The organism is Streptomyces sp. NPDC087859, from assembly GCF_044742595.1.
GTDB classification, from domain to species: domain Bacteria; phylum Actinomycetota; class Actinomycetes; order Streptomycetales; family Streptomycetaceae; genus Streptomyces; species Streptomyces canus_F.
The window spans coordinates 205,425-216,271 of the sequence record NZ_JBIUUU010000004.1; the positions used below are offsets into that span (position 1 = coordinate 205,425).

The 10,847-nt window shown below is 71.1% G+C and carries 8 protein-coding genes; 6 read left to right on the forward strand and 2 right to left on the reverse strand.

Annotated elements, in window-relative coordinates:
- Positions 1 to 95: 95 nt before the first annotated feature.
- Positions 96 to 2,537, forward strand: coding sequence for a hypothetical protein (locus ACIOHP_RS11065; RefSeq protein ID WP_401885706.1), 2,442 nt, complete (start codon positions 96 to 98; stop codon positions 2,535 to 2,537).
- A gap of 34 nt (positions 2,538 to 2,571) precedes the next feature.
- Here ACIOHP_RS11065 and ACIOHP_RS11070 read toward each other — a convergent pair whose 3' ends face one another.
- On the reverse strand, positions 2,572 to 2,778 hold the full coding sequence (locus ACIOHP_RS11070; protein WP_401885708.1) for a DUF397 domain-containing protein: 207 nt from the start codon (positions 2,776 to 2,778) through the stop codon (positions 2,572 to 2,574).
- Positions 2,738 to 3,583 (reverse strand): helix-turn-helix transcriptional regulator, encoded by an 846-nt coding sequence (locus ACIOHP_RS11075; RefSeq protein WP_401885711.1) that lies wholly within the window; start codon positions 3,581 to 3,583, stop codon positions 2,738 to 2,740. The genes ACIOHP_RS11070 and ACIOHP_RS11075 overlap by 41 nt, the downstream gene beginning before the upstream one ends.
- A 153-nt stretch (positions 3,584 to 3,736) precedes the next feature.
- Between ACIOHP_RS11075 and ACIOHP_RS11080 the strand changes: the two genes are divergently transcribed.
- From ACIOHP_RS11080 to ACIOHP_RS11100, 5 genes are read left to right on the forward strand one after another with little or no spacing between them, the layout of a single operon-like run.
- Positions 3,737 to 4,531: a TIGR03084 family metal-binding protein gene (locus tag ACIOHP_RS11080; RefSeq protein WP_401885714.1), complete on the forward strand. Its 795-nt coding sequence runs from the start codon at positions 3,737 to 3,739 to the stop codon at positions 4,529 to 4,531.
- Complete coding sequence (locus tag ACIOHP_RS11085; RefSeq protein WP_401885716.1) at positions 4,528 to 6,198, forward strand: acyclic terpene utilization AtuA family protein; 1,671 nt, start codon at positions 4,528 to 4,530, stop codon at positions 6,196 to 6,198. Before ACIOHP_RS11080 ends, ACIOHP_RS11085 begins: the two co-directional genes overlap by 4 nt.
- Positions 6,195 to 7,793, forward strand: a complete 1,599-nt coding sequence (locus ACIOHP_RS11090; protein WP_401885719.1) for an acyl-CoA carboxylase subunit beta — start codon at positions 6,195 to 6,197, stop codon at positions 7,791 to 7,793. Before ACIOHP_RS11085 ends, ACIOHP_RS11090 begins: the two co-directional genes overlap by 4 nt.
- Before the next feature lie 11 nt (positions 7,794 to 7,804).
- Complete coding sequence (locus ACIOHP_RS11095; protein ID WP_401885722.1) at positions 7,805 to 9,655, forward strand: biotin carboxylase N-terminal domain-containing protein; 1,851 nt, start codon at positions 7,805 to 7,807, stop codon at positions 9,653 to 9,655.
- Between the two features lie 55 nt (positions 9,656 to 9,710).
- Complete coding sequence (locus tag ACIOHP_RS11100) at positions 9,711 to 10,844, forward strand: acyl-CoA dehydrogenase family protein (protein WP_361538468.1); 1,134 nt, start codon at positions 9,711 to 9,713, stop codon at positions 10,842 to 10,844.
- Positions 10,845 to 10,847 lie beyond the last annotated feature (3 nt).

Below are 10,847 nucleotides of genomic sequence, written 5' to 3' on the forward strand. Positions count from 1 at the left end.
GGGGCACGGGAAACCCGGGCCGCCTCCCGAACAGCCGACTTCTCGTACATTCTGCGCATTGTCAGCAGCCGTCGGCAGCCTCACCCTGAGCTCTCATGGACAACGGAACACCGGGCGCGCACGTCGGCGAACCACCCCCGCCGGAGCCGGTCGAACTGATCGAACTGGTCATACCCGGCACCGGCGTCGTGGACCGCGAGGAGGTTCTCCGGCCGCCCGGTGTACGTCAGGTGAGCGGGGACGACAGCGCGGGCTGGTACCGGCCCGGCGAGGAGGACACGGACGGGCCGCGCCCCCTGCGGGAGGTGTACGACTGGCCCCGGCTGCTGATCGGCGGGGCCGGCCGGGCGGCCTGGCTCTTCCTGCTGCCCTTTCTCGTGATCAACCTGGTGACGTGGATGCAGCCACGCTTACCGGAACGCTCATGGCACGGCTCCCTGTACAGCTTCGGAGCGCGGCTGCTCGGACTCTCCCTGACGGTGATGCTGGTCGGCGTCTTCGGGCAGGCGGCCATGGACCAGGTCGTCTGGCAGTGCGGAGCCGAGACCGCCGAGTGCGTCTCGGGCAACTTCGCGGTGACCGCGGCCCGCGAGCCGGACACCGGGACGGGCCTGGCCCTCGCGGCCCTCGCGCCGCTGGTCGTCGGCACCCTGATGGCGTTCAGCGCCCGGGACGCCAAACGCGAGTACCGCCCGGTGCTCAGGACCGCCGCGCGCGAGCACTACGAACGGGCCGAGGAGGAGGACCGGCACCGGCGCAACGGACACCGCACCCGGCGGCCCCTGGAGGTCCGCGGCTTCTGGGAGCACAACACGCGGGCCAAGGGCCTGACCACACGGCACCTGTGCGCGGGACTGCTCACGGTGGCCATGCTGCTCATCGTCCCGCCGCTCCAGTACGACCTGCGCGAGGGCGACGCCACCCTGGCCCTGACCCTGTTCGTGCTGATCCTGGTGATCGCCGTCCTCGTGGTGATCGACGGCCCGTACTTCCGCGCCAGCTACGTCCAGCGCGAAGGAACCATGGGCACTCCACGGCACAGGCTCCGCTGGCCCCTGCGGTACGCGAAGGGGGCTGTCGGCGGGTGCCTGGCGGTGACGGTCGGTGCCATGGTGTGCTGCGCGGTGCCCTCCCGGGACTGGGACGCCGCCCGCGAGCGCTCCACGATGCTGCCCGGCATGGGCGCGGAGGCGAACTACGTGGTCATCGCCCAGGGCGTCGGTCTCGTGCTCATGGTCGTCGCCTGTCTCGCCATGGTCCGCGGAGAGACCGGTTCGGCGTCGAGGACGACCCTGTACGGGCTGCTGGGACCCGTGGTCGGCGTGCTGGCCTGCTTCGTGGGCTGGCTCTACACCGCGGCGTTCTCCCTGTGGCTCCAGGGCTGGCTCACCCCCGACGGCGACCCGTACGCGGCCCTCATCCCGCGGGCCGTCCAAGTGGTCGCGGCGGCCTTCCCGCTGGTCGTGCTGCTCGGCGCGGCGGTGGGCGCGATCGCCGCCGCGTGCACGGCCCTGCGCCGGCCCTGGCTGCGGGACGTCTCGCCCCCCGCCCCCGATCCCGGCGCGGACCCGGACGACATCCTCGACAACCAACGCCAGTGGAAAAGGCTGCGGTTCGCGGAGTACGCCGGAGTCCGCGCCCTGATCTGGTACGACCGCGGCCTGGCCACCCTCGCGGTCCTGGTCGTCCTCCTGACCTGCGCCATGTACGGGGCCTACTGGGTCGGCGACGGCTCCTGGCTGGCCGGCGTACGGGACGTCATGGTCGATGTACTCCAGCAGTTGACGACGCTCGGGGCCGTCATCCTGGTGGGTCTCGTCGCGGTGGCCGTGTTCGCCGTACGCGCCATCGTGCTGCGGCCCGAGATGCGCCGGAACGCGGGGCTGGCCTGGGCGTTCGGCGCGTTCTGGCCCCGTGCGGCGCACCCGTTCACCCCGGCGGCCTGGGCGGTGCGCACCGTCCCCGAACTCGTGCACCGGATCGAGTACCTGCTGGACGGGAACGACCGCCGCCGCCTGCTGATCCAGGCGCACTCCATGGGATCGGTGATCGCCGTGGCGGCCCTGTGGCAGGTACGGCCCGGACTGCGCCGGCGCATCGCCCTGCTGACCACGGGCAGCCCGGTCGGTGTGGTGTTCCGGCGCCACTACCCCGGCTACGCGCCCGCCGACTCGATCCGCGCGCTGCGGAACCTGCACGCCTGGATCAACATCCACCGCACCACCGACGTACTGGCGGGACCCGTCGTCGGGGGCGCCGCGGAGAACGGCTCATTCGGGGATGTGGAGTGGAAGGACGGGGTGGACCCGACAGCCGAGCCCACCACGACGGAACCAGGACGCACTACGGGCCAGCCCGTCTTCTGGCCCCTGGAACGCCACGTCGGCTACCGGCGTGCACCGCGGCTCCACCCGATCCGCAGGAACCTTCTCGACAGTCTGGCGGGGACGCGGCCGCCGTCGGCTCCGGTCGTCCCGCCTTCACGCGCGCCGGACGGCGAGAACGGTGCGGCTGTGCCGCCCCGCGTCAGCGGATGACCTCCGACCGTGTCAGCCGGGTGGGATGGCCGTTTCAGGCGAGCGGCCCCCGTACGGCTCCGGCGACGAAGGCGGCGAAGGCCTCCGGGGTGACGGAGAACGCCCCGGCGTCGGGGTTCTTGGAGTCACGGACGGCGATGTGGGGGGTGAGGTGGGCGACCTCGACGCACTCGCCGCCGCTGCTTCCGCTGTACGACGACTTACGCCACTGCGCTCGCGTCAGGTTCAGGTTGCTCCCCATAGCGTTCCTCCATCACGCGGGCGATCAAGGCGGCCGAGTCTCTCGGTGAGAGGGCCGCAGCCTGCAAGCGAGCGTAACCGAGGGAACGCTCTTTGATCACTGACGGATTGGCGGTCAGGTGGCCCTGGTCGTAGCTCTCGCTGTAGTGCAGATCCGGATCGCTGTCGAACCGGAACAGCGTGAACGAGCCCATCATCCCCGCATGTTGGCCCGCCGAGAACGGCAGCACCTGGATCTCCATCCACTGGCGGCCGAACAGGCTCAGCAGGTGCGCCAGTTGCTCCCGCATGACCTCCCGGCCGCCGATCTCGCGATACAGCACCGCCTCGTCCAGCACGACCCACAGCACCGGCGGCTGCTCCCGCGCCAGGATGCGCTGCCGGTCCATCCGTGCCGCCACCATCTCGTCGAGCCGGTCCGAGTGCTCGACACCGAGTACGGCTCGTGCGTAGGCCTCCGTCTGCAGGAGCCCGTGCACCAACTGACACTGGTACGTCGAGATGAATCCCGCCTTCGCCTCCATCTCCGCATACGGCTGGAACCAGTTCGGCAACTGACTCCGCAGCACCAGCCCCACCAGCCGCGAGAACATCCCGTCCGTCCCCATCGCCGCGTCCACCCGCTCGGAGAACTCCCGCTGCGGCACCTTCGCCGCCGTCTCGATCTGCCCGATCAGCGACCCGGTACAGAACACGATCGCCCCGAGTTGCGCCAGTGTCAGTCCCGCCTCCTCCCGTACGCGGCGCAGTTCGTAGCCGTAGTAGTCCAACGGCGATGCGCTGGGGTCGAGTTCACGGATCCGCATGCCGACCACCTCCCATGACTGAGAGTAGCCACTCGGATGCGCAGAGATCCCGGCTTGTGGAAAAGTCGGGCGCCGTCAACGGCCGACGAAAGGGCCGCACATTTTCATGCAAGCATGCTTGCTTGTTTTTGCGCTCGCTGACATCCTCGCTCCATGGCAGACCCGACGCCCGTCATCGACGATCTGTGCGCCGAGAGCGAGGAGCTCGACCTGCTCGTGGCCGAGTTGAGCCCCGAGCAGTGGCGGCTCGCGACGCCCGCCCCCGGCTGGAGCATCGCCCACCAGATCGCCCACCTCGCCTGGACCGACCACTCCTCCCTGCTGGCGGTGACCGATCAGGACGCCTTCTCCCGCGAGGTCGAGAAGGCGCTCGCCGCACCCGGGGACTTCGTGGACAACGGTGCCGAGGAGGGTGCCGGGAAGCCTCCGTCGCGGCTGCTCGCGTACTGGCGCGCGGGACGTGAGGACCTGGCCGACGCTCTGCGGGCCGCCCCTGACGGTGCCCGTTTCCCCTGGTACGGCCCGCCCATGTCCACCGCCTCCATGGCCACCGCCCGTCTCATGGAGACCTGGGCGCACGGCCTGGACGTGGCGGACGCGCTCGGCGTGACCCGTACGCCCACCGACCGGCTGAGCCATATCGCCCGGCTCGGTGTCCGTACCCGTGACTACTCCTTCGGCGTGCACGGTCTGACCCCGCCGTTCGAGGAGTTCCGCATCGAACTCACCGCCCCCTCCGGCAAGGTGTGGATCTACGGTCCCGAGAACGCCACCGACCGCGTCACCGGCCCCGCCCTCGACTTCTGCCTTCTCGTCACCCACCGAGCCCACCGCACCGACCTCGCCCTGCGCACCGAAGGCGCCGACGCCGACCGCTGGCTCGACATCGCCCAGGCCTTCGCGGGCCCGCCGGGCGGTGGACGCCCGCCGAAGGGGGCGGCCGGGTGAGCACGCTGCGTATCGGCAACGCCTCCGGCTTCTACGGCGACCGGTTCGACGCCCTGCGCGAGATGCTGACCGGCGGCGAGCTCGACGTCCTCACCGGCGACTACCTCGCCGAACTGACCATGCTCATCCTCGGCCGCGACCGCCTGAAGGACCCCGGCGCCGGGTACGCCCGCACCTTCCTGCGCCAACTCGAGGACTCGCTCGGTCTCGCCCATGAGCGGGGCGTCAAGCTCGTGGCCAACGCGGGCGGCCTCAACCCCGCCGGACTCGCCGACCGGGTGCGGGAGCTGGCGGACCGGCTCGGCATCCCCGTCCGCGTCGCCCACGTCGAGGGCGACGACCTCACGGCACAGCATCCCGGCAGCCTCGCCGCGCACGCCTACCTCGGCGGCTTCGGTATCGCCGCCTGTCTGCGCGAGGGCGCCGACATCGTGGTCACCGGGCGCGTGACGGACGCGGCCCTGGTCACCGGGCCGGCCGTCGCGCACTTCGAGTGGGGGCCGGGGGAGTACGACCGGCTGGCGGGAGCCGTCGTCGCCGGGCATGTGCTGGAGTGCGGGACGCAGGCGACCGGCGGGAACTACTCGTTCTTCCGGGAGGGGGACGTCCGACACCCCGGCTTCCCCCTCGCCGAGCTCCATGAGGACGGCACGGCGGTCATCACCAAACACCCCGGCACCGGCGGCTTCGTCGACGTCGGCACGGTGACCGCGCAGCTCCTGTACGAGACGGGCGGCGCCCGGTACGCGGGCCCCGACGTCACCGCCCGCCTCGACACGGTCCGCCTCACCCAGGACGGCCCCGACCGCGTCCGTATCGACGGTGTCCACGGCGAACCCCCGCCCCCCACCCTCAAGGTCGGCCTCAACCGGCTCGGCGGCTTCCGCAACGAGGTCTCCTTCGTGCTGACCGGGCTCGACATCGAGGCCAAGGCGGCACTGGTGAAGGGGCAGTTGGAGGCTGCCCTCGGCAAGGTGAGCGAGGTGCGCTGGGACCTCGTCCGCACCGACCGCCCCGACGCCGACACCGAGGAGACCGCGAGCGCGCTGCTGCGGCTCGTCGTACGGGACCCGGACCAGGAGGCCGTGGGGCGGGCGCTCAGCGGGGCCGCCATCGAGCTCGCGCTGGCGAGTTATCCCGGCTTCCATGTGCTGGCGCCACCTGGAAAGGGCGCGCCTTATGGGGTCTTCGAGGATGTGTACGTCCCCCATGGGGCCGTTCCCCATGTGGCGGTCCTCCATGACGGGCGGCGGGTGTCCGTGGCACCGGCTCAGGAGACCGTCGTACTGGAAGAGGTCCCGGAGCCGCCGCTGCCCGAGCCCTTTCCGTCGGGGCCCACGCGCCGCGCTCCTCTCGGGCTCGTCGTCGGCGCCCGCAGCGGCGACAAGGGCGGGAACGCCAACGTGGGTGTCTGGGCCCGCACCGACGAGGCCTGGAGCTGGCTCGCGCACGCGCTGAGCGTCGACCGGTTCCGCGAACTCCTCCCGGAGACCGCCCACCTGCCCGTCACCCGCCACGCCCTCCCGGGCCTGCGCGCCCTCAACTTCGTCGTCGAGGGCATCCTCGGCGCCGGCGTCGCCGCCCAGCACCGCTTCGACCCGCAGGCCAAAGCCCTCGGCGAATGGCTGCGCTCCCGCCACCTGGACATCCCGGAGGAGCTGCTGTGACCGTCCTGTCGTCGGCGCTGGACACCAACGGCCCCGACTACCGCGCCCACCGCGAGACCATGCTCGCCAAGCTCACCGACCTGGACACCGAGCACGCCAAGGCTCTCGCGGGCGGCGGCGAGAAGTACGTCCAACGGCACCGCAAGCGCGGCAAGTTGCTCGCCCGTGAGCGCATCGAGCTGCTCCTCGACCCCGACACGCCCTTCCTGGAGCTGTCCCCGCTCGCCGCCTGGGGCAGCGACTACACCGTCGGCGCCTCCCTGGTCACCGGCATCGGGGTCGTCGAGGGCGTGGAGTGCCTGATCACCGCGAACGACCCGACCGTACGCGGAGGCGCCAGCAACCCCTGGTCGCTGAAGAAGGCGTTGCGCGCGAACGACATCGCGCTCGCCAACCGGCTGCCCTGCATCAGCCTGGTGGAGTCCGGAGGCGCCGATCTGCCGTCCCAGAAGGAGATCTTCATTCCCGGCGGGGCCATCTTCCGGGATCTGACCCGCCTCTCCGCCGCCGGGATCCCGACGGTCGCCGTCGTCTTCGGGAACTCCACCGCCGGAGGCGCGTACGTCCCCGGCATGTCCGACCACGTGATCATGGTCAAGGAGCGCGCGAAGGTGTTCCTGGGCGGTCCGCCGCTGGTGAAGATGGCCACGGGGGAGGAGAGCGACGACGAGTCCCTCGGCGGCGCGGAGATGCACGCGCGCGTGTCGGGACTCGCCGACTACTTCGCCGTGGACGAGCAGGACGCGCTACGGCAGGCACGCCGGGTCGTGGCACGCCTCAACCACCGCAAGGCGTACGGCGATCCGGGCCCGGCCGAGCCGCCCAAGTACGACGCGGAGGAGCTGCTGGGGATCGTCCCCGGCGATCTGAAGGTGCCCTTCGACCCCCGCGAGGTCATCGCCCGGATCGTCGACGCCTCCGACTTCGACGAGTTCAAGCCGCTGTACGGGACCAGCCTGACCACGGGATGGGCCTCACTGCACGGCTATCCGGTCGGCGTGCTGGCGAACGCGCAGGGGGTCCTGTTCAGCGAGGAGTCCCAGAAGGCGGCCCAGTTCATCCAGCTGGCCAACCAGCGGGACATCCCGCTCCTCTTCCTGCACAACACCACCGGCTACATGGTCGGCAAGGAGTACGAGCAGGGCGGCATCATCAAGCACGGCGCGATGATGATCAACGCGGTGTCCAACTCCCGTGTCCCACACCTGTCCGTGCTGATGGGCGCCTCGTACGGCGCCGGGCACTACGGCATGTGCGGGCGGGCCTACGACCCCCGCTTCCTCTTCGCCTGGCCCAGCGCCAAGTCGGCCGTGATGGGCCCGCAGCAGCTCGCCGGCGTCCTCTCGATCGTGGCCCGGCAGTCGGCGGCGGCTAAGGGGCAGCCGTACGACGAGGAGGGCGACGCGGCTCTGCGGGCCCTGGTGGAGCAGCAGATCGAGTCCGAGTCGCTGCCGATGTTCCTGTCCGGGCGGCTCTACGACGACGGCGTCATCGACCCCCGCGACACCCGCACCGTCCTCGGCCTGTGCCTGTCGGCCATCCACACGGCGCCGTACGAGGGCGCGCGCGGTGGCTTCGGCGTCTTCCGGATGTGAGGAACCTTCCAGTGATCACTTCTGTCCTCGTCGCCAACCGCGGCGAGATCGCCTGCCGCGTCTTCCGCACCTGCCGTGAGCTGGGAATCCGGACGGTCGCCGTGCACTCGGACGCCGACGCGAACGCCCTCCACGCGCGCGTGGCCGACACGGCGGTACGGCTGCCGGGGGCGACCCCCGCGGAGACGTATCTGCGCGGCGACCTGATCGTGAAGGCGGCGGTCGCGGCCGGCGCGGACGCCGTGCACCCCGGCTACGGCTTCCTCTCCGAGAACGCGGACTTCGCACGCGCGGTCCTGGACGCGGGACTGGTGTGGATCGGCCCGAGCCCCTCGTCGATCGAGGCGATGGCGTCCAAGACGCGCGCGAAGGAGCTGATGGGCCTCGCGCCGCTGGGGGAGCCCACGGAGGCCGATCTGCCCCTGCTGGTGAAGGCGGCCGCGGGCGGCGGGGGGCGCGGCATGCGGGTCGTGCGCCGCATGGAGGAGCTGAGCGCCGCACGGGAGGGCGCCCGCGCCGAGGCCGCGAGCGCCTTCGGGGACGGCGAGGTCTTCCTGGAGCCGTACATCGAGAACGGCCGCCACGTCGAGGTCCAGATCCTCGCCGACACGCACGGCACGGTCTGGGCGCTCGGCACCCGCGACTGCTCCCTCCAGCGCCGCCACCAGAAGGTCATCGAGGAGTCCCCGGCACCCGGACTCTCCGAGGGACTCGTGGCCGAGCTGCACACGCTGTCCGTACGCGCCGCCCGCGCGGTCGACTACGTGGGCGCCGGCACGGTCGAGTTCCTGGTCGCCGACGACAAGGCGCAGTTCCTGGAGATGAACACCCGCCTCCAGGTCGAACACCCGGTGACGGAGGCGGTGTTCGACGTGGACCTGGTGGCTCTCCAGATCGCGGTGGCGGAGGGCCGCGCGCTGGACGCGGACCAGCCTCCCCGCGCGCGTGGCCACGCCATCGAGGCCCGCCTCTACGCCGAGGACCCGTCGACCGACTGGACCCCCCAGACGGGCACCCTCCACCGCCTGACCGTCCCGGCATCCGTCCGCCTCGACACCGGCTACGACGACGGCACCGAGATCGGCGTCCACTACGACCCCCTGCTCGCCAAGGTCATCGCCCACGCCCCCACACGCGCGGAGGCGCTCCGCAAACTGGCGGGCGCGCTGGAGCGGGCCACGATCCACGGCCCGACGACCAACAGGGACCTGCTGGTCCGCAGCCTGCGGCACGAGGAGTTCACGTCGGCGGCGATGACCACGGCGTTCTACGACCGCCATCTCCCGTCCCTGACGGTGGCGCTGCCCGACCCTTACGCCCCCCTGGCCGCCGCCCTCGCCGACGCCCGAAGCCGCCCTTCCCGCTTCGGCGGAGGCTGGCGCAACGTTCCCTCGCAGCCCCAGACCAAGCGCTACGAGATCGCGGGCGAGGAACACGAGGTCCACTACCGCCCCACGCGGGACGGACTGGAGGCGGACGGGGTGCGGATCGTGCACGCGGACGCGGCTCTGGTCGTACTCGAAGTGGAGGGCGTGCAGCGCAAGTTCGAGGTGACCAGGTACGGCGGCGAGGTGTTCGTGAACGCGACGCGGCTGAGGGCGCTGCCGCGTTTCTCGGACCCCGCGGCCCAGCTGGCCCCGGGTTCCTTGGTGGCCCCGATGCCGGGAACGGTGGTCAGGGTCGCGGAAGGGCTGGCCGAGGGGGCTCCTGTGAAGGCCGGAGAGCCCCTGCTGTGGCTGGAGGCGATGAAGATGGAACACAAGATCACGGCCCCGCTCACAGGCGTACTGACGGCCCTGCACGCCGCACCCGGCCACCAAGTCACGGTCGGCTCTCTACTGGCGGTGGTCGAACCCACCTAGGGGCGCGGGGAACTGCGCGACCAGCCACAGACAACTCGCACCCGGGAGGAGTCCCATGCCATCCACGATCGAATCCGACGAACACAAAGCCCTCCGAGCAGCGGTAGCCGCCCTCGGCAAACGCCACGGCCGCACCTACGACCGCGAACAGCTCTGGTCCGAGGCAGCCAAACTCGGCTACCTCGGCGTCAACCTCCCTGAGGAGTACGGAGGCGGAGGCGGCGGCATCTCCGAACTCTCGATCGTCCTCGAAGAACTCGGCGCCGCAGGATGCCCCCTGCTCATGATGGTCGTCTCCCCGGCCATCTGCGGCACAGTGATCGCCAGGTTCGGCACGGACGCCCAGAAGCAGGACTGGCTCCCCGCCCTGGCGGACGGCACCCGCACCATGGCCTTCGGCATCACCGAACCCGACGCCGGCTCCAACAGCCACCGCATCACCACCACGGCCCGCAGAGACGGCACCGACTGGCTCCTCACCGGCCGCAAGGTCTTCATCTCCGGCGTCGACATAGCCGACGCCACCCTCATCGTCGGCCGCGCCGAGGACTCCCGTACCGGCCGCCTCAAGCCCTGCCTCTTCATCGTCCCCCGGGACGCGGAGGGCTTCACCCGCCACCAGATCGACATGGAACTCCAGGCCGTGGAGAAGCAGTTCGAGCTGACCCTCGACGACGTACGCCTCCCCGCCGACGCACTCGTCGGAGACGAGGACGCGGGCCTGCTCCAGCTCTTCGCCGGCCTGAACCCCGAACGCATCATGACGGCCGCCTTCGCGATCGGCATGGGCCGCTACGCGCTCGCCAAAGCCATCGAGTACGCCCGCGACCGCACCGTCTGGAACGCCCCCATCGGCGCCCACCAGGCCATCGCGCACCCCTTGGCGCAGGCCCACATCGACCTCGAACTGGCCCGCCTGATGATGCAGAAGGCGGCCCATCTCTACGACATCGGCGACGACGTCGGCGCGGGCGAGGCCGCCAACATGGCGAAGTACGCGGCGGGGGAGGCCTGCGTGAAGGCGGTCGACCAGGCCGTGCACACCCTCGGCGGAAACGGCCTCACCCGGGAGTTCGGGCTCGCCTCGTTGATAACGGCCTCGCGCGTGGCTCGTATTGCCCCGGTGAGCCGGGAGATGATTCTCAACTACGTCTCCCACCAGACCCTGGGCCTGCCCAAGTCGTACTAGGCC

Excerpts from the sequence above, each read along its gene's own strand:
- ACIOHP_RS11070 (WP_401885708.1), bottom strand. The coding sequence starts at position 2,778 with ATGGGGAGCAACCTGAACCTGACGCGAGCGCAGTGGCGTAAGTCGTCG.
- ACIOHP_RS11065 (WP_401885706.1), top strand. The coding sequence starts at position 96 with ATGGACAACGGAACACCGGGCGCGCACGTCGGCGAACCACCCCCGCCG.
- ACIOHP_RS11100 (WP_361538468.1), top strand. The coding sequence starts at position 9,711 with ATGCCATCCACGATCGAATCCGACGAACACAAAGCCCTCCGAGCAGCG.
- ACIOHP_RS11080 (WP_401885714.1), top strand. The coding sequence starts at position 3,737 with ATGGCAGACCCGACGCCCGTCATCGACGATCTGTGCGCCGAGAGCGAG.
- ACIOHP_RS11075 (WP_401885711.1), bottom strand. The coding sequence starts at position 3,583 with ATGCGGATCCGTGAACTCGACCCCAGCGCATCGCCGTTGGACTACTAC.